Source organism: Delftia acidovorans SPH-1 (genome assembly GCF_000018665.1).
In the GTDB taxonomy this organism is placed as follows: domain Bacteria; phylum Pseudomonadota; class Gammaproteobacteria; order Burkholderiales; family Burkholderiaceae_C; genus Comamonas; species Comamonas acidovorans.
Map to the genome: position 1 here is coordinate 216,862 of NC_010002.1, position 24,337 is coordinate 241,198.

The 24,337-nt window shown below is 69.1% G+C and carries 24 protein-coding genes; 11 read left to right on the top strand and 13 right to left on the bottom strand.

Annotation, left to right across the window (positions count from 1 at the left end):
* Positions 1-27: 27 nt before the first annotated feature.
* Together DACI_RS00950 and DACI_RS00955 are read left to right on the top strand one after the other, a co-directional pair.
* Complete coding sequence (locus DACI_RS00950) at positions 28-1,047, top strand: NADPH:quinone oxidoreductase family protein (RefSeq protein ID WP_012202129.1); 1,020 nt, start codon at positions 28-30, stop codon at positions 1,045-1,047.
* Entirely contained in the window at positions 1,044-2,051 is a 1,008-nt protein-coding gene (locus DACI_RS00955) for a Bug family tripartite tricarboxylate transporter substrate binding protein (protein WP_012202130.1), read from the top strand. Before DACI_RS00950 ends, DACI_RS00955 begins: the two co-directional genes overlap by 4 nt.
* Positions 2,052-2,062: 11 nt before the next feature.
* Here the strand turns inward: DACI_RS00955 and DACI_RS00960 are convergent, their stop codons facing one another.
* The 6 genes from DACI_RS00960 to DACI_RS00985 all read right to left on the bottom strand — a co-directional run bounded on the left by DACI_RS00960 (position 2,063) and on the right by DACI_RS00985 (position 7,662).
* Complete coding sequence (locus DACI_RS00960; RefSeq protein ID WP_043780263.1) at positions 2,063-2,278, bottom strand: hypothetical protein; 216 nt, start codon at positions 2,276-2,278, stop codon at positions 2,063-2,065.
* Positions 2,279-2,288: 10 nt separating this feature from the next.
* Positions 2,289-3,497: an acetyl-CoA C-acetyltransferase gene (locus DACI_RS00965; protein ID WP_012202131.1), complete on the bottom strand. Its 1,209-nt coding sequence runs from the start codon at positions 3,495-3,497 to the stop codon at positions 2,289-2,291.
* 35 nt (positions 3,498-3,532) lie between these two features.
* A complete protein-coding gene (locus DACI_RS00970) occupies positions 3,533-4,834 on the bottom strand; it encodes an acetyl-CoA hydrolase/transferase family protein (RefSeq protein WP_012202132.1) in 1,302 nt (433 codons plus the stop codon).
* Positions 4,831-5,628 carry an enoyl-CoA hydratase/isomerase family protein gene (locus DACI_RS00975; RefSeq protein ID WP_012202133.1) on the bottom strand — a complete coding sequence of 266 codons (798 nt, stop codon included), beginning with the start codon at positions 5,626-5,628 and terminating at the stop codon, positions 4,831-4,833. Before DACI_RS00975 ends, DACI_RS00970 begins: the two co-directional genes overlap by 4 nt.
* Positions 5,629-5,679: 51 nt before the next feature.
* On the bottom strand, positions 5,680-6,573 hold the full coding sequence (locus DACI_RS00980) for a MaoC family dehydratase (RefSeq protein ID WP_043783102.1): 894 nt from the start codon (positions 6,571-6,573) through the stop codon (positions 5,680-5,682).
* Positions 6,574-6,744: 171 nt separating this feature from the next.
* Positions 6,745-7,662, bottom strand: a complete 918-nt coding sequence (locus tag DACI_RS00985; protein WP_016452187.1) for an SDR family NAD(P)-dependent oxidoreductase — start codon at positions 7,660-7,662, stop codon at positions 6,745-6,747.
* Between the two features lie 207 nt (positions 7,663-7,869).
* On the opposite strand from DACI_RS00985, the gene DACI_RS00990 reads away from it, so the two are divergent.
* From DACI_RS00990 to DACI_RS01025, 8 genes are all read left to right on the top strand, one after another.
* A complete protein-coding gene (locus tag DACI_RS00990; protein WP_012202136.1) occupies positions 7,870-8,775 on the top strand; it encodes an FAS1-like dehydratase domain-containing protein in 906 nt (301 codons plus the stop codon).
* 30 nt (positions 8,776-8,805) lie between these two features.
* On the top strand, positions 8,806-9,972 hold the full coding sequence (locus DACI_RS00995) for an acyl-CoA dehydrogenase family protein (RefSeq protein ID WP_012202137.1): 1,167 nt from the start codon (positions 8,806-8,808) through the stop codon (positions 9,970-9,972).
* A gap of 10 nt (positions 9,973-9,982) precedes the next feature.
* Positions 9,983-11,185 carry a CaiB/BaiF CoA transferase family protein gene (locus tag DACI_RS01000; RefSeq protein ID WP_012202138.1) on the top strand — a complete coding sequence of 401 codons (1,203 nt, stop codon included), beginning with the start codon at positions 9,983-9,985 and terminating at the stop codon, positions 11,183-11,185.
* A 41-nt stretch (positions 11,186-11,226) separates the two neighbouring features.
* Positions 11,227-12,591 carry an MmgE/PrpD family protein gene (locus DACI_RS01005; RefSeq protein WP_012202139.1) on the top strand — a complete coding sequence of 455 codons (1,365 nt, stop codon included), beginning with the start codon at positions 11,227-11,229 and terminating at the stop codon, positions 12,589-12,591.
* Between the two features lie 103 nt (positions 12,592-12,694).
* Complete coding sequence (locus tag DACI_RS01010; RefSeq protein ID WP_012202140.1) at positions 12,695-13,702, top strand: tripartite tricarboxylate transporter substrate binding protein BugD; 1,008 nt, start codon at positions 12,695-12,697, stop codon at positions 13,700-13,702.
* Between the two features lie 23 nt (positions 13,703-13,725).
* Positions 13,726-14,598 (top strand): HpcH/HpaI aldolase/citrate lyase family protein, encoded by an 873-nt coding sequence (locus DACI_RS01015; RefSeq protein WP_012202141.1) that lies wholly within the window; start codon positions 13,726-13,728, stop codon positions 14,596-14,598.
* Between the two features lie 186 nt (positions 14,599-14,784).
* Entirely contained in the window at positions 14,785-15,852 is a 1,068-nt protein-coding gene (locus DACI_RS01020; protein ID WP_012202142.1) for a Bug family tripartite tricarboxylate transporter substrate binding protein, read from the top strand.
* 138 nt (positions 15,853-15,990) lie between these two features.
* Positions 15,991-16,536, top strand: coding sequence for a hypothetical protein (locus DACI_RS01025; protein WP_012202143.1), 546 nt, complete (start codon positions 15,991-15,993; stop codon positions 16,534-16,536).
* A 77-nt stretch (positions 16,537-16,613) separates the two neighbouring features.
* Here the strand turns inward: DACI_RS01025 and DACI_RS01030 are convergent, their stop codons facing one another.
* The 7 genes from DACI_RS01030 to DACI_RS01060 all read right to left on the bottom strand — a co-directional run bounded on the left by DACI_RS01030 (position 16,614) and on the right by DACI_RS01060 (position 23,324).
* Complete coding sequence (locus tag DACI_RS01030; protein ID WP_012202144.1) at positions 16,614-17,156, bottom strand: hypothetical protein; 543 nt, start codon at positions 17,154-17,156, stop codon at positions 16,614-16,616.
* A gap of 32 nt (positions 17,157-17,188) precedes the next feature.
* Positions 17,189-17,599, bottom strand: coding sequence for a Rap1a/Tai family immunity protein (locus DACI_RS01035; protein ID WP_012202145.1), 411 nt, complete (start codon positions 17,597-17,599; stop codon positions 17,189-17,191).
* 38 nt (positions 17,600-17,637) lie between these two features.
* The gene (locus tag DACI_RS01040; RefSeq protein ID WP_043783107.1) at positions 17,638-18,090 is read right to left on the bottom strand and encodes a PaaI family thioesterase; all 453 of its coding nucleotides are present in this window, start codon (positions 18,088-18,090) and stop codon (positions 17,638-17,640) included.
* A gap of 26 nt (positions 18,091-18,116) precedes the next feature.
* The gene (locus DACI_RS01045) at positions 18,117-19,106 is read right to left on the bottom strand and encodes a tripartite tricarboxylate transporter substrate binding protein (RefSeq protein ID WP_043780271.1); all 990 of its coding nucleotides are present in this window, start codon (positions 19,104-19,106) and stop codon (positions 18,117-18,119) included.
* Between the two features lie 14 nt (positions 19,107-19,120).
* Positions 19,121-20,701 carry a class I adenylate-forming enzyme family protein gene (locus tag DACI_RS01050; RefSeq protein WP_012202148.1) on the bottom strand — a complete coding sequence of 527 codons (1,581 nt, stop codon included), beginning with the start codon at positions 20,699-20,701 and terminating at the stop codon, positions 19,121-19,123.
* Positions 20,702-20,730: 29 nt separating this feature from the next.
* Positions 20,731-21,699, bottom strand: a complete 969-nt coding sequence (locus DACI_RS01055) for a Bug family tripartite tricarboxylate transporter substrate binding protein (protein WP_012202149.1) — start codon at positions 21,697-21,699, stop codon at positions 20,731-20,733.
* A gap of 320 nt (positions 21,700-22,019) precedes the next feature.
* Positions 22,020-23,324 (bottom strand): Glu/Leu/Phe/Val family dehydrogenase, encoded by a 1,305-nt coding sequence (locus tag DACI_RS01060; protein ID WP_012202150.1) that lies wholly within the window; start codon positions 23,322-23,324, stop codon positions 22,020-22,022.
* Positions 23,325-23,500: 176 nt separating this feature from the next.
* Here DACI_RS01060 and DACI_RS01065 point away from each other — a divergent pair, with 176 nt between their 5' ends.
* Positions 23,501-24,319 carry a fumarylacetoacetate hydrolase family protein gene (locus DACI_RS01065; RefSeq protein ID WP_012202151.1) on the top strand — a complete coding sequence of 273 codons (819 nt, stop codon included), beginning with the start codon at positions 23,501-23,503 and terminating at the stop codon, positions 24,317-24,319.
* The last annotated feature ends 18 nt before the right edge of the window (positions 24,320-24,337 follow it).

Here is a 24,337-nt window from a genome sequence, read left to right on the forward strand (position 1 = left end):
TCTCCGGACACATCCCTGGACACCTCCATGCAGGCCCTGGTCTGCCATCAATTCGGCGCGCCGCACGAGGTGGTCAGCCTGCAGTCCATGGACCGGCCCGGCCAGCCCCTGGGCGCGCACCAGGCGCGGATTGCCGTGGCCTACGCCAACGTCAGCCACGCCACGGGCCTGCTGATCGAGGGCCGCTACCAGCGGCGCCCGCCGCTGCCCTTCGTGCCCGGCACCGAAGGCGTGGGGCGCGTGCTGGAATGCGGCAGCGCGGTGCAGCACCTGCAGCCCGGCGATGCCGTGGCCTTCATTGCCGACTGGGGTGCCTTTGCGCAGGAGACGGTGGTGCATGCATCCACCGTCTACCGCCTGCCTGCGGGCACGCCCTGGCTGCAGGCCCTGCCCATTCCCCTGTCCTACGGCACGGCCTACACGGCCCTGCACTGGCGCGCGCGCCTGCAGGAAGGCGATGTGGTGCTGGTGCTGGGCGCCGGGTCCGGCGTGGGCGCCGCGGCGGTGGAAGTGGCCCGGCAGACGCCCGGCGTGCAGGTCATCGCCTGCGCCAGCACCGAGGCCAAGCGCGCCGATGCGCTGCGCCGTGGCGCGCACCAGGCAGTCACCCCGCAGGACCTGGCCGCCCAGGTCAAGCAGGCAACCCAGGGCCGGGGCGCCTCCCTGGTCTTCGACCCCGTGGGGGGCGATCTCTTGCTGCAGGCACTGCGCGCGGCCGCGCAGAACGCGCAACTGCTGAGCGTGGGCTTTGCCAGCGGCGCCATTCCCGCCGTGCCCATGAACCTGGCCCTGGTCAAGAACCTCACGCTGCACGGCTTCTTCTACGGCCGCTACATCGGCTGGACGCCGGCCGATGAGCGCCAGGCCTTCGCGGCGCAGCTGCAGCCCGTCATTGCCACGCTGCTCGACTGGGCTGCCCGGGGATGCATCCATCCCCAGGTCAGCCAGGTCTATGAAATGCATGAACTGCCGGCTGCGCTGGATGCGCTGCACGGCCGCAACGTGACCGGCAAGCTCGCACTCGCCATTCAAGGAGACAAGGTATGACAACGCAACGCACAGGCCCCGCGCTTTCCCGCCGCACCCTGCTGGGCGCCGCGGCGGCGCTGGCCGCATGGAGAACCGCAGGCGCGCAGCCATCCGCCGGGGCCCAGGGCTATCCCAAGGCGCCCATCCGCGTCGTCGTGCCCTATCCACCGGGCGGGCCTACCGACGTGGTCGGGCGCGTGGTCACCACGCGGCTGGGCGAGGCGCTGGGCCAGCCGCTGGTCGTGGACAACAAGGCCGGCGCCAGCGGCATGGTCGGCGCGGCCCTGGTGGCCAAGGCGCCGGCCGACGGCTACACGCTGCTGGTCAACGCCTCCATCCACGTCATCAACCCCTACGTCTATGCCAGCGCGCCCTACGACGCCTTCCGCGATTTCGAGCCGGTCACGCAGCTGGTCGATGTGCCCCTGGTGCTGGTCGTGGGCAGCCAGCTTCCGGTGCGCAATGTGCAGGAGCTGATCGCCTGGGCCAAGGCCCATCCCGGGCAGGTGAACTTCGGCTCGGCCGGCAATGCGTCGTCACAGCACCTGTCGGGCGAGCTGTTCCGCCTGAAGACCGGCGCGCAGATGCAGCATGTGCCCTACAAGGGCAGCTCGCCGGCCCTGACCGACCTGATGGGCGGGCAGATCCAGCTCATGTTCGACTCCATGCCCTCGGCCATGCCCTTCATCGCCTCGGGCCGGCTGCGTGCGCTGGCCGTCACCTCGGCCAGTCGCTCGTCCTCCCTGCCCGATGTGCCCACCATGGAAGAGGCCGGCATGCCGGGCTTTCGCACCAGCACCTGGTACGGACTGTGGGCGCCGAAGAACACGCCCCAGGACGTGGTGCAGAAACTGTGGACCGAGTCCCGCCGCGTGCTTGCCGAACCCCAGATCGCCGCGCAATACCGCCGCCTGGGCGCCGAGCCCGTGGGCTCCACGCCCGCCGAGTTCGCGCGCTACATCCAGGCCGAAGCCCGCAAGTGGGAAGAGATCGTGAAGGCTTCGGGGGCGCGGGCGGATTGAGGAGACCGCCGTCAGGCACCAGCCTTGATTCGGCTGGCTGCCTGCCTTCCCAGATCCGCGATAAAGAGGTCAAAGTCTTCATGCGGCACGTCAACGTAGTGACCCGAGGCGACATCCGCCCACCCCCGCATAGCCGCTTGCCGTAGCGCTTCCAGCTTGGTCGCTTGGGTCTGAGCTTCAACGATTCGATGTTGTTGCTGGCTCAGATTCACTGGACGTGTCGACATGACTGGTTCCTCACACCCGCTCGAACACCGCCGCAATCCCCTGGCCGCCGCCTATGCACATGGTCTCCAGCCCATAGCGGCCCTTGCGGCGCTCCAGTTCGTGCAGCAGGGTGGCCAGGATGCGCACGCCGGTGGCGCCGATGGGGTGGCCCAGGGAGATGCCAGAGCCGTTGACGTTGAGCTTGTGGTCGATGGCGCCCTGGTCGTTCCACTCCCAGCCCTTGAGCACGGACAGCACCTGGCAGGCAAAGGCTTCGTTGAGTTCGACCAGGTCCATCTGGTCCAGCGTGAGGTTCAGGCGTGCCAGCAGTTTCTTGACGGCGGGCACGGGGCCTATGCCCATGTGCGAGGGCTCGCAGCCTGCGGCGGCCCAGCCCACCAGGGTGGCCATGGGGGTGAGGCCCAGTTCGGCCAGCTTGTCCTCGGCCACGATCAGGCAGGCGGCGCTGGCGTCGTTCTGCTGGCTGGCGTTGCCGGCCGTGACCGTTCCATTGGGCATGAGCACGCGCAGCTTGCCCATGCTGTCGGTGGTGGCGTCGGCGCGAAAGCCCTCGTCGCGCGTGAACAGCACGGGGTCGCCCTTGCGCTGGGGCACCTTGACGGGGACGATCTCGTCGGCGAAGCGGCCCGCCTCCCAGGCGGCGGCGGCGCGCTGGTGGCTGCGCACGGCATAGGCGTCGGCTGCCTCGCGGCTGATGCCGTAGTCGCGCGCCAGGTTCTCGGCGGTCTCGATCATTCCCGAGATCTTGCCGAAGCGCTCCACGGGCTGGGAGCGCTCGCGGCCGCGGTCCAGGCGGTCGTAGAAGCGCACATTGCCCGAGCGCGCACCCCAGCGCATGTCGGTGCTGTAGTACTCGATGTTGCTCATGCTCTCCACGCCGCCTGCGATCACCACGTCGGCGGCGCCGCTTTGCACCATCATGGCCGCCGTGGCCACGGCCTGCAGGCCGCCGCCGCAGCGCCGGTCCAGCTGCATGCCCGGCACCGTCACCGGCAGGCCGGCCTGCAGCGCGGCCCAGCGGCCCACGCAGGGCGTCTCGCTGCTGGCGTAGGACTGGGCGAAGACCACGTCGTCGATGCGTGCGGGGTCGATGCCGCTTTTCTCGACCACGGCGCGCACCGTGGTGGCGGCCAGCTCCTCGACCGATACCGGCCGCAGGCTGCCGCCGAAGGTGCCCACGGGCGTGCGAAGGGGGGTGACGATGGCGGCTCTGCGCATGGTGTTGTCTCCTTGGGAATCAGTGGATCAGTGGATCAGGAAAAGGCTGCGCCGCATTGGCGCAGCAGGGTGTGTGCCTGTTGTTCCAGGTCGGCGCGGTGCTCCGGCGCCGCGATGTCGATCAGCCGTTTCACGCGGCGCGACAGCGTCTGGCCGCGCAGGTCGGCCACGCCGTGTTCGGTGACGATGAGGCCGGCATCGCTGCGCGGCGTGCTGACGGGGCCGGACAGCCGCGCAACGATGCGCGTGGCCCCCCTGGCCGTGGCGGACAGGGCGATGATGGGCAGGCCGCCGCGGCTGCGTGCCGCGCCGCGCAGAAAGTCCACGGCGCCCCCCACGGCGCCCACGTAGACGCCGCCCGCCACCTCGGAGTTGATCTGGCCCGTGAGGTCCACCTCCACCGCCGAATTGATGGCGGCCAGCCTGTGGCTGGCGGCCAGCACCTCGGGATCGTGCGTGTAGCGCGTCTCGCGCAGTTGCAGGGCGGGGTTGCGGTGTGCCCAGCGCCTGAGCGATTCGCCGCCCATGAGGATGCCGCCGATGCCCACGCCGCGGTCCTGGCTCTTGCGCGCGTGGGTCAGCACGCCGGCTTCGGCCAGGGCTGCAATGCCGTCGCCCACGGCGCCGCTGTGCAGGCCCAGGTCGCGGTGGCCGTGCAGGGCGGCGAGCACGGCCTCGGGCAGGTTGCCCACGCCCACCTGCAGCGTGGCGCCGTCTTCGATGAGGGCGGCCACATGGCCGGCAATGGCCTGCTCGGCAGGGCCGGGCGCGCTGCGCGCCTGGTCCAGCGGAGGGTGTTCGGCATCGACCAGCAGGGCGAAGTCGCCGGCCTGCAGGTGCAGGCTGCCGTGCGTCCACGGAATGGCGGGGTTGACCTCGCCGATCAGCACGCGCGCCTTGCGTATGGCGGCCGGCAGGTATTCATGGACCAGGCCCAGGCTGTAGCGGCCTTGTGCATCGGGTGGCGAGACCTGGAGCAGCACCACGTCGGCAGGCAGCAGGCCCTCGTCGATCAGGCCGGGCAGGTGGGAGTAGTGACTGGGCAGGATGTCCAGCACGCCGGCCTGGGCTAGCGCGCGGTGGGGGCCGCCGGCCGCGTAGCCGAAGAAGTCGATGGCGTCGGCATGCGCCGGTTGCAGCGTGTCCGATGCGCCCATGCCCACGAAGACGCGCAGCCGGCCCTGGCCACCGTGCCGGGCCAGTGCATGGCGGTGCGCGACCACGGCGCGCGTGAGCGTCAGCGGCTCGGCCGTGGCCTGGCCCCACCACAGGGTGTCGCCGGGGCGGATCAGGGCCTGCAGCCTTTCTTGCAGGGCGTCCGGCGACAGCACGCTCATGGCGCGCGGTCCCAGTCGAAGCGCGTGGGCTGCTTGTCCTTGAAGCGCTGCACCGCCTCCTGGTGGTAGTCGGAGCCACGGCACATCGTCTGGGCATAGGCTTCCAGCTCGGCCATGGCGCGTGCGTCCAGCTCGAAGGCCTGGTTCATGGCCGTCTTGGCCATGCCGATGGCGGCCGTGGATGCCTCGCCGAAGCGCCGCGCCAGCGCCACGGCGGCGGCCTGCAGGGCCTCGCCGTCTTCCACGATCTCGTAGACCATGCCCAGCGACCTGGCTTCCTCGGCCTGCACGGTGCGCGCGGTGAAGACCAGCTCCTTGGCCTTTTGCAGGCCCACGATGCGCGGCAGCATGTGCATGGCGCCCAGGTCGGGCACCAGGCCGATGCGGCCGAACACGGCGCAGAACTTCGCGCGCCGCGTGCACAGCACGAAGTCGGCGGCCAGCGCCAGGCTCAGGCCCGCGCCGAAGGCCGGGCCGTCCACGGCGGCGATCACGGGTTTTTCGAGGTTGACCAGCTCGGGGAACCACTGGTGCAGGCTGCGCATGCGCTGGCGCCAGGGCAGGCCGGCCTGGCTGGCATCCATCATCTGGCTGATGTCGCCGCCCGAGCAGAAGGCGCCGCCCGCGCCCGTGAGGATGACGGTGTGCACCTGCGCGTCATCGCGCATCTGCGCCACGGCGGCGGCCAGGGCCGGGCGCATGGCCTGGTTGAGCGCGTTGCGGGCCTCGGGCCGGTTCAGCGTGATCGTGCCTATGCCGTCCTGGACGGAGGTCAATACGGGGGAGGTGTTCATGGGAACTCCAGGGCAGGGGGAAGGAGCGGCCTCTTGCGAGGCCGCCGTGCATCAGGCGAGTTCGGCGTAGCCGTGGCTCAGAACGACCTTGTCACGTTCGAGCACGCGGGCGCGCAGTTGCAGCTGGCAGGGCTGATCGGGCGTGCGCCAGATCTCGGTGACCAGGGTTTCGCCAGGATAGACGGGCGCGGTGAAGCGCACATCCAGCGCCTTCAGGCGCGCGGGATTGCGGTCGCCGCATTGGCGCAGCACGGCATGGGCCACCAGACCGTAGCTGGCCAGGCCATGCAGGATGGGCCGCTCGAAGCCGGCCTTGCGCGCCACGGCCGGGTCGGCATGCAGCGGGTTGTAGTCGCCCATCAGGCGGTACAGCAGCGCGGCCTCAGGGCGTATGGCCTGGGTGTCGGTGAAGTCGGGCGCGCGGTCCTCCGGCGTGGGGCGCAGCGGCGCCAGGGGCGCGTCGCTTGGCTGGCCGCCGTCCAGCAGGCTGTAGCCGCCATCGCCGCGCAGAAAGCTGACCTGCTGCACGGTGGCCAGCAGCTCGCCGCCGGCGGTCTCCAGGCGCCGCTCGGTGACCATGATGGCGCCCTTGCCCTCACCCTTGTCCGTCAGGTGCGTGATGCGGTTGTGGCCCACCACGTCGGCGCTGGCCGGCAGCGGGCGGTGCAGCCGCATGCGCTGCTCGCCATGCAGCAGCTTCACCCAGTCGATGCCCGTATCGGCCTCGCGCGCCCAGAAGCCCGGGTAGCCCAGCACCACGGCCTGCGAGGGCAGGGCGCGCAGCCCGCCGGGCGCCCCTTCGTAGAAAAAGGGCAGGGCGTCGGCGCACAGCGGATCGCTGCCCAGGCCCAGGCTCAATGCATAGAGCATGGTGTCGCGCTCGCCATAGTGCTGGCGCACGGGCTCGAAGGGGCGCTGTTTCAGGTGGTCATAGCGAATGGTCATGGAACGGGTCATCTCGGTAATTGATTGCGCTGGCGCAATACCAACAGCCTTCAAAACCGGCGCACCCCAACCCAGGGGCGCCGAGCAAGAGCCGCCTCGCGGCGAGGGCGCCGTCCCCCTCCCGCGAAGCGAGAGAGGGGGAAGCGGCGCAGCCGCTCAGGGGGTGCTTTTCTAGACAGGATCCCAGCTGAAGACATCTGCCGAGCGGTCCAGGGGGACGAACGATGCCTTGAGCGCAGGCATGCCGTGCTCGGCAATGAACTGGGGCGACCAGCCCTCGCTGCGGTGCACCGAGCGCAGCGGGCGCGGCTGGCTCATGACGAAGATCTCGTTGTTGCGCACGGCGAAGACCTGGGCGTTCACGTCGCGGGCCGCGTCGGACAGCAGGTAGACGGCCAGCGGGGCGATCTTGTTGGGCGTCATCTGCTGGATCTTGGCCACGCGCGCCTGCTGCTCGGGCGTGTCGGTGGGGATGGAGCCGATCATGCGGCTCCAGGCGAACGGCGCGATGCAGTTGGAGCGCACGTTGAACTTCTGCATGTCCAGCGCAATGGACTTGGACAGGGCCGTCAGCCCCAGCTTGGCCGCGCTGTAGTTGGCCTGGCCCAGGTTGCCGATCAGGCCCGAGGTCGAGGTCATGTGCACGAAGGCGCCGCTTTCCTGCTCCTTGAAATGGTTGGCGGCCGCGCGGCTCATGTAGTAGCTGCCGTACAGGTGGACCTTGATGACGGCGTCCCACTCGTCCAGGCTCATCTTGTGGAAGAACCGGTCGCGCAGGATGCCGGCGTTGTTGACCACGCCGTCGATGCGGCCGAAGCTGTCCACGGCGCACTGCACGATGCGGCCCGCGCTGGCGGCCTCGGCCACGCTGTCGGTGTTGGCCACGGCCTGGCCGCCTGCGGCCTTGATCTCATCGACCACCTTCTGCGCCGGGCCGGCGTCCGTGCCCTCGCCCGTGGTGGAGGTGCCTATGTCGTTGACCACCACCTTGGCGCCCTCGGCCGCCATGGCCAGCGCCATGTCGCGCCCGATGCCGCCGCCGGCACCCGTCACCACCACTACCTTGTCCTGCATCATTTTCTGCGCCATGGCCTGTCGTCCCCGTTCAGTGTTCGTTGGAAAGAAGTCGGGACCAAGGATGCCGGCAAACGCCGCACCGCGCCATTCGCCAATCACAAGGGCGGACTTCGCGGGAATGAAAGCAGGGGCGGGCAGGCCGCGCCGGCCCAGCCTTCAGCGCGGCCAAAGGCTTGCTTAAGAAAACGCGGATTGCGGGCCGCCGCGCTTGCACCGACCATGGCGGCCATGACAGACAAGCAAGCTACCGACACCCTCGACGCCGCCGCGCTGGCGCACCTTCAGTCCTGGCAGGGCCGCAGCGAAACCCTGGCAGACAGCATCACGGCCGCGCCCGTGGCCGCGCTGTCGGCCACGCTGGACCGGGAAGACCCTGAGCCCGCCGACGGCACGGCGCTGCCGCCGCTGTGGCACTGGATGTACTTCCTGCCCCATGCACGCCAAAGCGAGCTCGGCCCCGACGGCCACCCGCGCCGTGGCGGCTTTCTGCCGCCCGTGCCGCTGCCGCGCCGCATGTGGGCCGGCGGGCGCCTGCGCTGGGAGGCAGGCAACGCGCTGCAGGTGGGCCAGAAGGTGCAGCGCCGCTCCACCATCGGCTCGGTCAGCCACAAGAGCGGCCGCTCGGGCGAGCTGCTGTTCGTGCTGGTCGAGCATGCCTACAGCAACGACCAGGGCCTGGCGCTGACCGAGGAGCACGACATCGTCTACCGCGCCGCTGCCCAGCCCGGCGATCCCGCGCCCACGCCCCAGAAGCCGCCGCTGGACGGCCAGCAAACCTGGTCGCGCACCATCGTTCCCGACGACGTGCTGCTGTTCCGCTACTCGGCCCTGACCTTCAACGGCCACCGCATCCACTACGACCGCCGCTACGTCACGGGCGTGGAGGGCTATCCGGGCCTGATCGTGCACGGCCCGCTGATCGCCACGCTGCTGCTGGACCTGCTGCGCCGCGAGCTGCCCCAGGCGCAGGTGCTGTCCTTCGAGTTCAAGGCCGTGCGCCCCACCTTCGACCTGCATGCCTTCAGCGTGCACGGCAAGCCTTCTGCGGACGGCAAGACCATTGAACTCTGGGCCCAGGACCACGAAGGCTGGCTGACCATGACCGGAAAAGCCACCCTGGCCTGAGACCCCTGAACACCGAGCCTTGAGACCACCATGATCGAACACACGCTTTCCAACAATTTCCCCGAAATCCGCGACGCCATCCGTGCGCTGTGCGCCGAGTTCCCTGACGAGTATTTCCGCAAGATCGACGAGCAGCGCGCCTATCCCGAGACCTTCGTGGACGCGCTGACCAAGGCCGGCTGGCTGGCCGCGCTGATCCCGCAGGAGTACGGCGGCTCGGGCCTGGGCCTGACCGAGGCCAGCGTGATCATGGAAGAGATCAACCGCTGCGGCGGCAACTCGGGCGCCTGCCACGGCCAGATGTACAACATGGGCACGCTGCTGCGCCACGGCTCGCAGGCGCAAAAGGAGAAGTACCTGCCGCGCATCGCCTCGGGCGAATGGCGCCTGCAGTCCATGGGCGTGACCGAGCCCACCACGGGCACGGACACCACCAAGATCAAGACCAGCGCCGTCAAGAAGGATGGCCGCTACGTGGTCAACGGCCAGAAGGTCTGGATCAGCCGCGTGCAGCACAGTGACTGGATGATCCTGCTGGCGCGCACCACGCCGCTGGCCGAGGTGAAGAAAAAGAGCGAGGGCATGTCCATCTTCATGGTGGACCTGGCCGAGGCCCAGAAGAGCGGCCTGACCGTACGCCCCATCCCCAACATGGTCAACCACGAGACCAACGAGCTGTTCTTCGAGAACCTGGAAATCCCCGAGGAGAACCTGATCGGCGAGGAAGGCAAGGGCTTCAAGTACATCCTGGACGGCCTCAATGCCGAGCGCACGCTGATTGCGGCCGAATGCATTGGCGACGGCTACTGGTTCCTGGACCGCGTGACCAACTACGTGCGCGACCGCAATGTGTTCGGCCGCCCCATCGGCCAGAACCAGGGCGTGCAGTTCCCGATTGCCGATGCCTTCATCGAGGTCGAGGCCGCCAACCTCATGCGCTGGAAGGCCTGCGAGATGTTCGACGCCAACCAGGCCATGGGCGCCCAGGCCAACATGGCCAAGTACCTGGCGGCCAAGGCCAGCTGGGAGGCGGCCAATGCCTGCATCCAGTTCCACGGCGGCTTCGGCTTTGCCTGCGAATACGACGTGGAGCGCAAGTTCCGCGAGACGCGCCTGTACCAGGTGGCGCCGATCTCCACGAACCTGATCTATTCCTACGTGGCCGAGCACATCCTTGGTCTGCCGCGTTCTTTCTGAAGGCTCGCGCATGACACAGCAACGCCTGAGGCCCCTGGACGGCACCACCGTCGTCTCGCTGGAACATGCGGTGGCCGCACCGTTTTGCACGCGCCAGCTGGCCGACCTGGGCGCGCGCGTGATCAAGGTCGAGCGGCCCGGCAGCGGCGACTTTGCGCGCGGCTATGACCAGCGCGTGCAGGGCCAGTCCTCGCACTTCACCTGGATCAACCGCAGCAAGCAGAGCCTGGCTCTGGACCTTAAGCAGGACGAGGCCATGCAGGCGCTGCTGCAGCTGCTGGAGGGTGCCGACGTGCTGGTGCAGAACCTGGCGCCCGGCGCGGCCGCGCGCATGGGCCTGTCCTACGCGGCGCTGCGCGAGCGCTTTCCGCGCCTCATCGTCTGCGACATCAGCGGCTACGGCGCTGACGGCCCCTACCGCGACAAGAAGGCCTACGACCTGCTGATCCAGAGCGAGGCGGGCTTTCTCTCGGTCACGGGCACGCCCGAGGTGCCGTCCAAGGCCGGCATCTCGGTGGCCGACATCGCGGCCGGAATGTACGCCTACACCAACATCCTGTCGGCCCTGCTGCTGCGCGGGCGCACGGGCGAGGGCAGCCACATCGACGTGTCCATGCTGGAGGCGCTGGGCGAGTGGATGGGTTACCCCATGTACTACGCCTTCGACGGCGCGCCGCCGCCGCCGCGCACCGGCGCCTCGCACGCCAGCATCTATCCCTACGGGCCTTTCGAGGCCGGTGACGGTGGGACGGTGATGCTGGGCCTGCAAAACGAACGCGAGTGGAAGCTCTTTTGTGAACAGGTGCTGCTGCAGCCCGCGCTGGCTGCAGACGCGCGCTTCGACAGCAACGCGCGCCGCAACGCCAACCGCGAGGAGCTGCGCGCGCTGATCCTGGGCGTGTTCAACGCGCTCGATGCCGCACAGGTGGTGCAGCGGCTGGATGCGGCCGGCATTGCCAATGCGCGCGTCAACGACATGGCCGGCCTGTGGGCCCATCCCCAGCTGGCCGCACGCCAGCGTTGGTGCAGCGTGGACACGCCGGCCGGTCCGGTGCAGGCCCTGCTGCCGCCCGGCGCCAACAGCGCCTTCGACTACCGCATGGAGGCCGTGCCCGCCGTGGGCGAGCACAGCGCCGCCATCCTGGCCGAGCTGGGCTGGAGCGCCGAGCGCATAGCCGCCCTGTGCCCGACCCCGGGAAAAACCGCCCCCTGAAACCAGGGCGCATGCCCAAGAATGCGCCGGAGACCCAACCCATGAAAAACGACACCCAAGTGAGCATCCATCCGCTGGCCCAATTCGCTGCCTCGCTGCGCTGGGACGACGTTCCCGCCGCCGTTCAGCAGCGCGCCGAAGACCTCTGGGTGGACTGGTTCGGCTCCGTGCTGGCAGGCCAGGGCGCGCGCCCCGTGCAGAGCATCACGCGCTTTGCGCTGTCCCAGGGACCGGCGCAGGGGCCTAGCGAGATCCTGGGCAGTGCCGACACCACCTCGCCCATGATGGCGGCCCTGGCCAATGCCGCGGCCTCGCATGTGGCCGAGCAGGACGATGTGCACAACGGCTCGGTCTTCCACCCCGCCGCCGTGGTCTTCCCGCCCGCGCTGGCCGTGGCACAGAGCATCGGCGCCAGCGGCGCCGAGCTCATGGCCGCCTGCGTGGCCGGCTATGAGGTCGGCATCCGCGTGGGCGAGTTCCTGGGCCGCAGCCACTACCGCATCTTCCACACCACGGCCACGGCCGGCACCCTGGCCGCTGCGGCCGCCGTGGGCCGGCTGCTGGGCCTCACGCCTGCGCAGATGCAGCATGCCTTCGGCTCGGCCGGCACGCAGTCGGCAGGGCTGTGGGAGTTCCTGCGCACGGGCGCCGACAGCAAGCAGCTGCACACGGCGCATGCGGCCGCTGCGGGCCTGATGTCGGCCTACCTGGCCCGGGACGGATTCACCGGTGCGCAGGACATCTTCACCGGGCCGCAGGGCCTGGCGGCAGGCATGTCCACGGACGCCGATCCCACGCGCCTCACGGACGGCATCGGCACGCGCTGGGCCACGGCCGAGACCTCGTTCAAATGGCATGCCTCCTGCCGCCACACGCACCCGGCCGCCGACGCGCTGCTGCAGGTCATGCAGGACCACGGCCTGGCCCCCGCCGACCTGGCGCAGGTCACCTGCCACGTGCACCAGGGCGCCATCGACGTGCTGGGCCCCGTGGTCGATCCCGGCACGGTGCACCAGAGCAAGTTCTCCATGGGCACGGTGCTGGCGCTGGCCGCGCGCCACGGCCATGCGGGCCTGGACGAGTTCGACAACGAATACCTGGCCGCCACCACCGTGGCCCTGCGCGAGAAGGTGGGCATGGTGCTGGACCCCGAGGTCGATGCCGCCTACCCGCAGCGCTGGATCGGCAAGGTCACCGTGCTCACCACCGATGGCCGCACGCTGCACGGCCGCGTGGAAGAGCCCAAGGGCGATCCGGGCAACACGCTGTCGCGCGAGGAGATCACGGCCAAGGCGCTGCGCCTGATCGCCTATGGCGGTGCCCTGCAGGACGACCCCGCACAGGCCGCCGTAGCGCGGCTGTGGCAGATCGCGCACTGGCCGCGCGTGCAGCGCCTGCTTGACTGAGTTCTTGACTGAGTTTTCGCGCCGGCCCCGGCCGGCGAATCCATGGGAAAGGCGCCGCCACAGAGCGCCTCCCGCTTCCACCAAAGTGCACAGGAGACAAACCATGCAACGCACCACTTCTTTCCGCCGCCGCCTCGTTTACGCAGCGGCCGCCGCCTGCGCCCTTGCCGCCGGCGGGGCGACCACCGGCGCCCTGGCCGCGGCCTGGCCCGAGAAGCCCGTCGTCCTTGTCGTGCCCTACAGCGCTGGCGGCCCCACCGATGTGGTGGCGCGCCTGCTGGCCGTGCCCATGGGCCAGGTGCTGGGCCAGAGCGTGCTGGTCGAGAACACCGTGGGAGCGGGCGGCACCATTGCGCCCAACCGCGTGGCCAAGGCCAAGGCCGACGGCTACACCATCCTCATCCACCACATGGGCATGGCCACGGCGCCTGCGCTGTACAAGAAGCTGCCCTATGACCCGCTCAAGGACTTCGAGTACATCGGCCAGGTGCTGGACGTGCCCATGACCCTGCTGTCGCGCAAGGACTTCCCGGCCAACAACTTCGCCGAGCTGCTGGACTACGTGAAGAAGAACCAGGAGAAGGTCTCGCTGGCCAATGCCGGCATCGGCGCCGTCTCCCAGCTGTGCGGCATGCTGTTCATGCACCAGGCGGGCGTCAAGCTCACCACCGTGCCCTACAAGGGCGCAGGCCCGGCCATGAACGACCTCATGGGCGGCCAGGTGGACCTGCTGTGCGACCAGACCACGCAGACCGTGCCCGTGATCAAGGACGGCCAGCGCGCCAAGGTCTTCGGCGTGACCACGCCCAAGCGCCTGTCCTCGCTGCCCGACATCCCCACGCTGGACGAGCAGGGCCTCAAGGGCTTCGACGTCAAGGTCTGGCACGGCATGTACGCGCCCAAGGGCACGCCCAAGGACGTGGTCATGGCCATCAACAAGGCGCTGAACGTGGCCATCAAGGACGAGAACGTCAAGAAACGCATCGCCGAACTCAGCTCCGACCTGGTCACGCCCGACAAGGCCACGCCGGAAGGCCTGCGCACCCACCTGCAGGCCGAGGTGGCGCGCTGGGACAAGGTCATCAAGGCCGCAGGCGTCTCGGCCGAATAAACCGCTCTCCCAAGGACATCCGCATGCACGATCTGGCGCGACAGGCCACTTCCTTTCTCTTCGTCCCCGCCACGCGGCCCGAGCGCCTGGGCAAGGCCCTGGACAGCGGCGCCGACATGGTCATCGCCGACTGGGAGGACGCCGTGGCCCCGGCCGACAAGGACGGCGCCCGCCAGGCGCTGGCCCAGGCCGTGGGTGCGCTGGAAGGCCCGGCCCGTGCCCGCCTGCTGGTGCGCATCAACGCCGAAGGCACGCCCTGGCATGCGGATGACCTGCGCGCGCTGGCGCAGCTGGTGGAGCAGGGCGTGGCCGGCGCCATGGTCTCCAAGGCCGAGCGCGCCCAGACCCTGCATGCGGTGGCCCAGGCTGCCGGCGCACGGGCAGCCGTGCTGCCCCTCATCGAAAGCGTAGCCGGCCTGGACGCGGCCGACGCCCTGGCTGCCGCGCCCCAGGTGGTGCGCCTGGCCTTCGGCCACCTGGACTTCCAGGTCGATGCGGGCATGGCCTGCGAGCAGGGCGAGGAAGAGCTGCTACCCATGCGCATGGCCCTGGTCCTGGCCTCGCGCCGCGCCGGCATCGGCGCGGCCGTGGACGGCGTGACGGTGGACACGCGCAACCCTGAACGCCTGGCCCAGGACGCGGCACGCGCGCGGCGCATGGGCTTTGGCGGCAAGCTGTGCATCCACCCGGCCCAGGTCCAGCCCCTGCACGCCGTATTCGACCCCGATGCAGCGGCCGTGGCCCACGCGCAGCGCCTGCGCCAGGCCCTGGCCGAGGCCGGAGGCGGCGTCTGCGTGCTGGACGGCCGCATGGTCGATGCGCCTGTGCTCAAGCAGGCCGAACAGGTGCTGCTGCGCCATGCCTGGGCGCAACAGAGATCTGCAGCACGATCTTGATAAAATGAGACGAAAAGTCCGTTTTGCACTCGGAGTTTTCTGATTATTGTGCAAGCAGTCCAATGATTTCCCTGATGGTGAATCCATTCGCCTCGAATACGCTTGGCCAACTCGATTGATTTCGAGACGGCGGTTTCTTGATCCGGTGTCTCCACCCATGGAGGCACCCAGGCAAAGGAGCGTGTGATGGCAGTGATCTCGGGGACGGCATCGAACAGCGGATTCAACGGCCAATTGAATGACCGACTGAATGACAGACTGAACAACCGATTGAATCGGCGCCAGGCGCTGGCCCTGGCGGCCGGCGCCGCGGCGGCAGGGCCCGCCAGCGTGCTGGCGCAGGCCGGCTTTGCCACGCGGCCCGTGCGCATCGTCGTGCCCTTTGCGGCGGGCGGCGCCACCGACGTGATTGCGCGCATCCTGGGCGAGCGCATGGCCCAGCAGCTGGGCCAGACCGTGGTGGTGGACAACAAGCCCGGCGCGGCTGGACTGATCGGCGGCGAGATGGTGGTCCGCTCCGCGCCCGACGGGCTCACCCTGCTGCTGGGCACCACCTCCACCATGCTCACCAACAAATACCTCTACAAGAAGACCGCCTACGACCCGCTGACCGACCTCACGCCCCTGTCGCGCGTGTGCATGGCGCCCATCGCCCTGGTGGTCACGGCCGACGTGCCCGCCACCAACCTGCGCGAATTCATGGCCTGGGCCCAGGCCAACGCGGGCAAGCTCTCATATGGCTCCTACGGCATAGGCTCGCACGGCCACCTGGCCTGCGCCGTGCTCAGCGACATGGCCGGTGCCGGCATGGCGCATGCGGCCTACCGGGGCGAGGCGCTGATGGTGCAGGACATGCTGGGCGGACGCATCCCCATCGGCATGGGCAGCCTGCTCACGCTCAAGCCCCACATCGATGCAGGCAAGCTGCGCGCCCTGGCCGTCACCGGCACGCGCCGCGTGCCCCTGCTGCCCGAGGTGCCCACCTTTGCCGAGGCCGGCTACCGCCACGAGGCCATGGAACTGTCCGGCTGGCTGGCCATCGCCGGCCCCAGGGGCCTGCCGGCCGACCTCACGCGGCAATGGGGCGAGATCTCCAACCGCGCCGTGGCCAGCCGCGAAGGCACGGCCCGCATCATCGCCGCCGGTTTCGTCCCTGTCGATGACGACAGCCCTCAGCGCTTCGGCAAGGCCTGGGCGCAAGAGGCTCCGGTCTGGGGGCGGCTGCTGCAGGCGGCGGGGGTGCAACCCGGTTGATGGCGCACAGCGGCCTTGGTTGCCCAAGGCTGCACTCATGCCCTGTGCTGTAATCGCCCCTCCTCAGGCGGCCCCGGTGGTGCAATGCCATGACGGGACAGCCCGTGGTTTCTCAAACATTCAAGAGAGGGTATTACCGTGAGTGCATTGGTCATCAAGGCCTGGAAGGCCAGCGAGCAACCCATAGACGACAAGGGCAACCACATTGCCATCACAGGCCGCGAAGGCGGCCTGGTCGCCTGGATCCTGTCCAAGGTCAACATCGATCCCACCACCACCATCCGCGTGGGCAGCGAGCGCCTGGAGTTCAGCAGCGCCTCGCTGTCGGGCACCCAGTCGCGCCTGATCCCGCTGCAGGGCATCTGCTCCACCTACTACGGCTATCACAAGCCCTGGAAGACGGCGCTGGGCATCGGTGCCCTGTCCCTGTTCATGGGCGGGTCCATGATGGCCCAGAGCTTCTTTGCAGGCCTGGTGGTCATGCTGATCGGCTGGGGCATCGCCGCCGTCATCTACTTCCTGAACCGCACCCTGACGCTGGGCTTCATCGAGAACAGCGGCGCAGTCAACGGCATCCAGTTCAAGCGCTCGGTGATCGAGAACATCGACATCACGCAGGAGCAGGCCAGGCAGGTCTGCGAACTGATGCAAAAGCTGATCGAGGCCAAGGAAAAGCGGCTCTGACCGCTTGAGTGAAAAGGAAAGCGCGGCATGCGCTTTCCTTGTGCGCGCCGCGATCTGGGGGCAAGACCCGGCGCGCGCTATTGGGCAGATGGGGAGCAGTTGGGCTCCACGTCCATGCCCAGCGGCAGGTAGTAGTGCTGCGCGCTTGCCCATCTTCCACTCGCCACCTGCTCACGCCACTGCACATGCAGGCCTTCGCGGGATAGGCAGTGATCCACCCGCGTCAGCCTCGGCCGATCCGGCCACCAGACAAGCAGGCGCTGCGGACCCAGCACCCGGACTCTCGCACCCTCGGCCAGTTGCAGGCCAATGAATCCCTCGGCGACGGGCGGCATGAACAACGCCGCACGTGCAGCCGCTGCAACGGCCTCCGTGTCCTTTTTGCCCTGGTAGCGCAGGATGCCGCTTTCCGCCGGTTGGCCTGCGGTGACGCAGCATTCGGGTGTCTGGCTGGGCTCGGGCAAGAGACGGATGTAAGGCCGTGGGGCTGTTGATGGCCGTGGTTCTTCCGATGACAGGTTGGCGGAATCGGGTCGGCGTGCATCCAGCAGGCCCACAAGCCCTGCGTCAGCGGCTGCCTGCGCCAGTGCTGCGCCTGTCAGGCCGATGGTCAGCACCAAGCGCCGGATTTTCGGCCTCACGCGGGAGGGTTTCATTGAGGCCCAGCTTGGCAGGGAAACTGTTTGGCAAGAATATCGGTGATGACGTGGGCAGCCCGAGTTGCGCGCTGTCTGGCATCCATGCTTCGCAAACTGCTGTGCAGCACCTCTGCCAGAGTGATGGTCTTGAGGTGCCGGTAGTCACACCAGGCCCGGCCTTCCGTGGCGTCGAGAACGCCGAGCAGGTACATCTCTGCATACCTTCTTTCCGGCACTTCCTTGCTCATGTAAGCCGAAAAGAATGCCTGCGCCGTCAGGTTGTTGTTCTCGATGATCAACCGCTGAGAGTCTGCCGTCGGGCGTGTCAACCGGGTGTCGGCGTGCGCACAGACCGATGTGCCGAGACCCCATGCCAAACAAAGCACGGAAATGGGCCGCAAGACCATGGCACGGATGCAGGTCATGGCCAAAACGCTCTGGTCAGGGACTGACACCTTGCGCCTCAGGCCTGAGCCCCGCCACGCGCCATCAGCTTGAAGGTGCCGGTGGCCAGGGCCACCAGGGTGCCATCCTCGGAACGAACTTCGCCGCGCGCGAAGCTGATGGAGCGGCCGCGCCGCTCGCAGTGGGCGGTGGCGATGAGATCACCGCTGCCGGCCGAGACGTAGTGCAGCGTGAGATCGATGGTGGCCACGCCGAAGGCCGTGGGGTCATGCGAGCGGCAGGCCGAGGCCAGGGCGCAGTCCAGCAGCGAGGCGATGGCGCCGCCGTGCACGTCGCCGCGGCTGTTGGCCTGATCCGGTTGAAAGCCCATGCGGATCTGGGCGCGGTCCTCGCCGATGCGTTCACCGCTGAGCTTCATGGCGCGGGCCATGGGCATGGGCAGGCCGAAGAGGATGCCGGGCGCCTCGCCTTCGAAGGGGTTGGCCGGGTGGTCTTTGATGGGTGTGTTCATGCGGGCAATCATCGCATCGGCATGACTCAATCCACACGTGCACCTGTCGATTTGACGACAGTGGCCCAGCGCGTGATTTCCTTGTCGATATGCGCCTGCAGCGCCTCGGGCGTGGAGCCCACGGGCTCGTAGCCGCCGGCGGCCAGCTGGGCCTGCAGCGCGGGCTGGCGCAGGGCGGAGGCGATCTCGCGGCTCAGGCGCTGGGTGGCTTCGGCGGGCGTGCCGGCCGGCGCGATGACGGCGTACCAGCCGGTCACGTCGAAGCCTGCGATGCCCTGCTCCTGGATGGTGGCCACCTCGGGCGCCAGCGCCGAGCGCTGCGGGCTGGTGACGGCCAGCGCGTGCATGCGCCCGCTGCGGATGTGGGGCATGGAGGTGGAGATGCTGTCGAAGGTCAGGTCGATGTCGCCGGCCAGCATGGCGTTGACCACGCCCGCGCTGCCCTTGTAGGGCACATGGGTCATGCGCACGCCTGCCATGGAGCCGAAGTACTCGGCCGCAAGATGCCCCGTGTTGCCGTTGCCCGCCGAGCCGAAGGTGAGCTTGCCGGGGTTGGCCTTGGCGGCCTGGATGAGTTCCTGGATGTTCTTTGCCGGCAGCTTGCTGCTGGCCGCAACCACCATGGGCAGGTTGGCCACCAAAGACACGGGCGCGAAGTCGCGGCGGGTGTCGTAGGGCAGCTTGGGATAGAGGCTGTCGTTGATGGCATGGGCAGCCAGCACCATGAGCACGGTGTAGCCATCGGGCCTGGCGCGCGCCACGTATTGCGAGGCCAGCGTGCCGCCCGCACCGGGCTTGTATTCCAGCACCACGGGCTGGCCCAGCTGCTGCTGCAGTTGCACGGCCAGCGGGCGGCCCAGCAGGTCGGCACTGCCGCCGGGCGGGTAGGGAATGACCAGCTGTATGGGCTTGGCAGGCCAGGCCTCGGCAGCATGGGCGGCCGGGGCCAGCAGGGCGCAGGTCGCCAGGGCCAGGCAGGACAGCAGGCGGCGGCGCGGGAGTGGGTGCATGGGCATGGGAGGACTCCGTTTCATGAAGAGGACAGGGCGCCGGCCTGGTACTGCTCGCGCAGCGCGCGCTTGAGCACTTTGCCGATCTCGCTGCGCGGCAGGCTGGCGGCCAGCCGCAGCTCGGCCACGCGCTGGGTCTTTCCCACGCGGGCGTTCAGCCATTCGCGCAGCTCGGCGGCCGAGGGCGTGGCATCGGGGCGCGCCACGGCGTAGGCCACGGGAGTCTCGCCCCATGCATCGGAGGGCACGCCGATCACCGCGCATTCGGCCACCTGCGGGTGCTGCAGCAGCACGGACTCGATGTCGCTCGGGTAGACGTTGAAGCCGCCCGTGATGATCATGTCCTTCTTGCGGTCACCCAGCACGATGAAGCCGTCCTCGTCCAGGCGGCCCACGTCGCCGCTGCGGATGAAGCGCAGGCCCTGGGCATCGAACCATTCGGCCTCCTGCGTCTTGTCGGGCAGGCGGTGGTAGCCGCTCATCATCCCGGCCGAGCGGCCCACGATCTCGCCCTGCTCGCCGGGCGGCAGTTCGCGGCCCTGCTCGTCGATGAAGCGGATGTCGGCGCCCGGCCCCGGCCTGCCCACGGTGTGCAGCTTGTCGGGGAAGTCATGGCAGTGCAGCTCGCAGCGCACGCCGCCTTCGGTCATGCCGTAGTACTCGATGAGCCGTCCAGGCCAGCGGCGCAGCACCTCGGCCTTGAGCGCGGGATGGAACGGCGCGCTGGTGCAGAACTTGTGCTGCAGGCGGCTCAGGTCGGCGCCGTCGAACCCCGGGCACTGCATCAGCCGCTGGTACTGCACGGGCACGAGCATGGTGTGGGTGGCATGGTGGCGCTCGGCCAGTTCCAGGTAGTGCGCCGCGTCGAACTTGCGCATCAGCACCAGGGTGCCGCCCAGCCCCAGGGTGGGCAGGGCCGCGACCAGGGTGGTGTTGGAGTACAGCGGCGTGGCGCACAGCGAGACGGCATCGGGCCCGTAGCCGTTGTGGATGGCGCGCTGCACGTGGGCCCAGCGCATGGCCCAGGACTGGACGATGCCCTTGGGCACACCCGTGGTGCCCGAGGAGTAGATGACGTTGAAGGGCCAGTCGGGCTGGGGGTGGATGGGCGTGGGTGCCGTGCCATGGTCCGCTTCGTCCGCAGCCAGCCATTGCGACCACGGCATGCCGGCTTCGACAGCGCCGTCCAGGGCCACGCATTGCAGATCCTGTCCGCCCTGCAGCGGCCATTGCGCGGCGGTGTCCGCGTCGCGCAGCACCAGCCGGGCGCCGCAGTTGTCCAGCATGGCGCTCAGGTGGCCGGCCGTGGCCGACGGGGCCAGCGGCGCCACGGCCACGCCCGCGCGCAGCGCGCCCAGGAAGGCCAGCACGTACTCGGGCGAGCTGCCCGCGCAGATGGCCACCACGTCGCCGGGGCCCAGGCCCTGGCGTTGCAGGCGCAGGGCCACGCGGTCCATGCCCAGGCGCAGCGCGGCGTAGTCGAGGCTGCGGCCGTCCATGGCCAGGGCGGTGTGGCGGGGGCGCTGGCTGGCCTGCAGCGCGACGAGTTCGGGCAGCGAGCCAAAGGGCTGGCGCAGCAGGGCGGCGATGTCTTCTTGCATGGGAGGGGGGGACGGACGGGAGGGGAGAACTATTCCAGCGACAGGCCTGCGGCCTTGACGATCTGGGCCCAGCTCTTGCGTTCCTGGGCGATGAAGGCGTCGTACTCGGCCGGTGTCTCGCCACCGGGCACGCCGCCCAGGTCGGCAAAGCGCTGGCGCACTTCGGCCGTCTGCATGGCGCGCCGGGCCGACTGCTGGATGCGCTCGACCACGGCATCGGGCGTGCCGGCAGGGGCCAGCAGCCCGAACCAGGCCGTGACCTGCATGGGCACGCCGGCCTCGGTCATGGTGGGCACCTCGGGCAACTGGGCCGAGCGCGTGGCGCTGGTGATGGCCAGCGCGCGGAACTTGCCGCTCCTGATGTGCGGCATGGAGCTGGGCAGGTTGTCGATCATGTAGTCCACCTGCTGGCCCAGCAGCGCCGTGACCGCAGGCGCGGCCCCGGGAAAGGGCACGAGCGTGACCTCGATGCCGGCCTTCTGGCGGAACATCTCCGAGGACATGTGCGGCGACTGGCCCACGCCCGAGGTGGACACGTTCAGGCGCCGGGTCCTGGCCAGCTCCACCAGCTCGCGCACGCTGCGCACGGGCGAATCGGCATGGACCACGAGGATGTTGGGCACGGAGATCACATTGGTGATGCCGCGCAGATCGCTTTCCTTGTAGCTGAGCTGCTTGTACAGGCTGAAATTGATGGCCACCGGGCCGATGTTGCCCATGAGCAGCGTGTAGCCATCGGGCCTGGCGCGCGCCACCTGGGCCGTGCCGATGCTGCCGCCGCCCCCGCCCTTGTTCTCCACCACCACCGAGGTGCCCAGGTCCTTGCCCATCTTCTCGGCCAGCACGCGCGCGGCAATGTCCGTGGTGCCGCCTGCGGCGGCCGGCACCACGATGGTGATGGGGCGTTCAGGCCAGGCCGCCGCCAGCGCGGCGGCAGGAGCCAGGGAGAAAAAAGGCAAAGCGGCCAGCAAGGCCAGCAGGCTGCGGCGGACGGTCATGGGCAGTCTCCAGTTCACTGCCCGCAACGATAGAAAACCCTGGGCCCCAGGGCACCAGGGTTTGACTGGAGATCCGCTTCGCCATTCGGAAACCCGCGCTTAGGCCCACTGGAACGCGTGCTAACCCGTTGCCGAAAAGGCGGCCACAAGAAAAAAGGCGCCGAAGCGCCTTTTCTTTTTCGCAGAATGCACAGCGCATGAAACTGGCGCGGCCCAAGTCAGGGACACCGAGCAAGGGCCGCCCCGCAGCGAGGGTGTCGTCCCCCTCCCTTGCGAAGCAAGCAGAGAGGGGGAAGGCGCGTCAGCGCCTCAGGGGGTGATCAGGGATACAGTCCCCGCATCTCGCGCGCATGCAGGATGCGCTGGCAGGCCACGATGAAGGTGGCGGTGCGCAGCGTCACGCCGTGCTGCTGGGCGACCTGCCAGATGGCCGCGAAGGCGTCCTGCATGATGCGCACCAGGCGGGCGTTGATCTCGTCCTCGCTCCAGAAGAAGCTGGAGAAGTCCTGCACCCATTCGAAGTAGCTCACCGTCACGCCGCCGGCATTGGCCAGCACATCGGGCAGCACCAGCACGCCCTTTTCGGTCAGGATGTCGTCGGCCTCGGTGGTGGTGGGGCCGTTGGCGCCCTCGATCACCATCTTGGCCTTGATCTTGCCGGCGTTTTCCTTGGTGATCTGGCCTTCCAGTGCGGCGGGGATCAGGATGTCGCAGTCCACGCTCCAGAAGTCGGCAGCGTCCATGGCCTCGGCGCCGTCAAAGCCGCCCACGCCGCCCTTGGCAGCCACGTGGGCCAGCAGGGCCGGCACGTCCAGGCCATTGGCGTTGTGGATGGTGCCGGTGTGGTCCTGCACGGCCACGACCTTGGCGCCCACGTCGGCGAACAGCTTGCCCGCCGTGCCGCCCACGTTGCCGAAGCCCTGCACGGCGATGCGCGCGCCCTGGACCGACAGGCCGGTCAGCTTGGCCGCTTCCACGCCCACGGTGAACACGCCGCGGCCGGTGGCCTCGACGCGGCCCAGCGAGCCGCCCAGGTCCACGGGCTTGCCCGTGACCACGCCGGTGGCGGTGGCGCCGGTGTTCATGGAGTACGTGTCCATCATCCAGGCCATGATCTGGCCATTGGTGTTGACGTCAGGCGCGGGGATGTCCTTGGAGGGGCCGATCAGCAGGCCGATCTCGCTGGTGTAGCGGCGCGTCAGGCGCTCCAGCTCACCGCGCGACAGCGTCTTGGGATCGACACGGATGCCGCCCTTGGCGCCACCATAGGGCACGTTGACGGCCGCGTTCTTGACCGACATCCAGGCCGACAGGGCCATGACTTCGGACAGGGTCACGTCCTGGTGGAAACGCACGCCGCCCTTGCCGGGACCGCGGCTCAGGTTGTGCTGCACGCGGTAGCCTTCGTAGTGGGCGATGGTGCCGTTGTCCAGCTCGATCGGCACATCGACGATCAGGATGCGCTTGGGGCGCTTGAGGGTTTCGACCCAGCGGGCGAGATGGCCCAGGTAGGGCGTGACGCGATCGACCTGCTGCAGGTAGTTGCCCCAGGGGCCGAGGTGATCGGCCTGCAGGTAGGAAGGGATGGCGTGGTTGGTAACGCCGGCCGAAGCGGGTTGCTGCATGGTGGTTCCACACAAGAGTTGTCTGAGGGTTTTGAGCTTATTCCCGGGGCTATGCGCTGTCCAACGCCTTATGAGCGAGAGCCTTATGCATTTAATGCATAACCCTGGGAGCGCCTTGTCCAGCGGACAATCGGGGCCGCTTGAGACCCACCGACGCACTCCAGGAAAGCCGCTCCATGATGAACACGCCCCGCACTCCCACAGCCTTGGCCCATGCGCTGCTCCAGGCACGCCACAGCGGCGAATTGCTGGACGCCGACGATTGGGCCGACGTGGTGCGCACGCCCGCAGATGCACAGGCCGTGCAGGCCGCCATGGCGCCCGCCCTGGGCTGGCGCGTGGCCGGCAGCCAGCAGGGACCGGGCCGCGTTCCGGGCTATTGGAAGTCTGGCGCGCCGCGCCGCGATGCCCCGCTGACCCATGCGCCGCTGCCCGAAGAAGGCGTCTGGGCCAGCCCCTCGGTCGCTGGCGGCGCGCCGCTGCACCTGCGCGGCATCGAAGCCGAGATCGCCCTGCGCCTGGGCCGCGATGTCACGGCCGAGATGGCCGCCGCCCTGCAGCCCGGCGAGGGCCTGGAGCTGATCGACGGCATCACCGCCGCCATCGAGGTGGTGGATACGCGCTGGCGCCAGCACCTGAAGGCACCGCCGCTGCTGCTGGCCGCCGACGGCCTGTGCCATGGCGCCCTGGTGCTGGGACCTTGGCAGGACGCTTCGCGGCTGCTGCCACGCGAGTCGCCGCGGGACTGGTCTGCCCAGGTCTGCCGGCTGCGCGTGGGCGCGGCGCCTCTGCAGGCGTTCACCGGAACGCATCCGCTGGGCGACCCGCTGTGGCTGCTGGCCGGCTGGCTGCAGGAACTGGTGCGCCGCTATGGCAGCGTGCCCGCAGGCACGGTGGTGACTACGGGCACGTGGAATGGCCTGGCCTTTGCGCAGGCCGGTGACCTGGTGGTGGCCGAGCTGGACGGCATCGCCGAGGCCCGCCTGCAGCTGTGAGGCTTCAGGCAGGCCATC

What these genes read in the sequence shown, in the direction of transcription:
- DACI_RS00970 (WP_012202132.1), bottom strand. Translation starts at nt 4,834, where the DNA reads ATGAGCGTGCTGTCGCCGGACGCCCTGCAAGAAAGGCTGCAGGCCCTG.
- DACI_RS01055 (WP_012202149.1), bottom strand. Translation starts at nt 21,699, where the DNA reads ATGACCGTCCGCCGCAGCCTGCTGGCCTTGCTGGCCGCTTTGCCTTTT.
- DACI_RS01010 (WP_012202140.1), top strand. Translation starts at nt 12,695, where the DNA reads ATGCAACGCACCACTTCTTTCCGCCGCCGCCTCGTTTACGCAGCGGCC.
- DACI_RS00965 (WP_012202131.1), bottom strand. Translation starts at nt 3,497, where the DNA reads ATGCGCAGAGCCGCCATCGTCACCCCCCTTCGCACGCCCGTGGGCACC.
- DACI_RS00975 (WP_012202133.1), bottom strand. Translation starts at nt 5,628, where the DNA reads ATGAACACCTCCCCCGTATTGACCTCCGTCCAGGACGGCATAGGCACG.
- DACI_RS01065 (WP_012202151.1), top strand. Translation starts at nt 23,501, where the DNA reads ATGATGAACACGCCCCGCACTCCCACAGCCTTGGCCCATGCGCTGCTC.
- DACI_RS00960 (WP_043780263.1), bottom strand. Translation starts at nt 2,278, where the DNA reads ATGTCGACACGTCCAGTGAATCTGAGCCAGCAACAACATCGAATCGTT.
- DACI_RS01005 (WP_012202139.1), top strand. Translation starts at nt 11,227, where the DNA reads ATGAAAAACGACACCCAAGTGAGCATCCATCCGCTGGCCCAATTCGCT.
- DACI_RS01015 (WP_012202141.1), top strand. Translation starts at nt 13,726, where the DNA reads ATGCACGATCTGGCGCGACAGGCCACTTCCTTTCTCTTCGTCCCCGCC.
- DACI_RS00950 (WP_012202129.1), top strand. Translation starts at nt 28, where the DNA reads ATGCAGGCCCTGGTCTGCCATCAATTCGGCGCGCCGCACGAGGTGGTC.
- DACI_RS01050 (WP_012202148.1), bottom strand. Translation starts at nt 20,701, where the DNA reads ATGCAAGAAGACATCGCCGCCCTGCTGCGCCAGCCCTTTGGCTCGCTG.
- DACI_RS01040 (WP_043783107.1), bottom strand. Translation starts at nt 18,090, where the DNA reads ATGAACACACCCATCAAAGACCACCCGGCCAACCCCTTCGAAGGCGAG.
- DACI_RS01060 (WP_012202150.1), bottom strand. Translation starts at nt 23,324, where the DNA reads ATGCAGCAACCCGCTTCGGCCGGCGTTACCAACCACGCCATCCCTTCC.
- DACI_RS00990 (WP_012202136.1), top strand. Translation starts at nt 7,870, where the DNA reads ATGGCGGCCATGACAGACAAGCAAGCTACCGACACCCTCGACGCCGCC.
- DACI_RS00955 (WP_012202130.1), top strand. Translation starts at nt 1,044, where the DNA reads ATGACAACGCAACGCACAGGCCCCGCGCTTTCCCGCCGCACCCTGCTG.
- DACI_RS01035 (WP_012202145.1), bottom strand. Translation starts at nt 17,599, where the DNA reads ATGACCTGCATCCGTGCCATGGTCTTGCGGCCCATTTCCGTGCTTTGT.
- DACI_RS01020 (WP_012202142.1), top strand. Translation starts at nt 14,785, where the DNA reads ATGGCAGTGATCTCGGGGACGGCATCGAACAGCGGATTCAACGGCCAA.
- DACI_RS01045 (WP_043780271.1), bottom strand. Translation starts at nt 19,106, where the DNA reads ATGCCCATGCACCCACTCCCGCGCCGCCGCCTGCTGTCCTGCCTGGCC.
- DACI_RS01000 (WP_012202138.1), top strand. Translation starts at nt 9,983, where the DNA reads ATGACACAGCAACGCCTGAGGCCCCTGGACGGCACCACCGTCGTCTCG.
- DACI_RS00995 (WP_012202137.1), top strand. Translation starts at nt 8,806, where the DNA reads ATGATCGAACACACGCTTTCCAACAATTTCCCCGAAATCCGCGACGCC.
- DACI_RS00980 (WP_043783102.1), bottom strand. Translation starts at nt 6,573, where the DNA reads ATGACCATTCGCTATGACCACCTGAAACAGCGCCCCTTCGAGCCCGTG.
- DACI_RS00985 (WP_016452187.1), bottom strand. Translation starts at nt 7,662, where the DNA reads ATGGCGCAGAAAATGATGCAGGACAAGGTAGTGGTGGTGACGGGTGCC.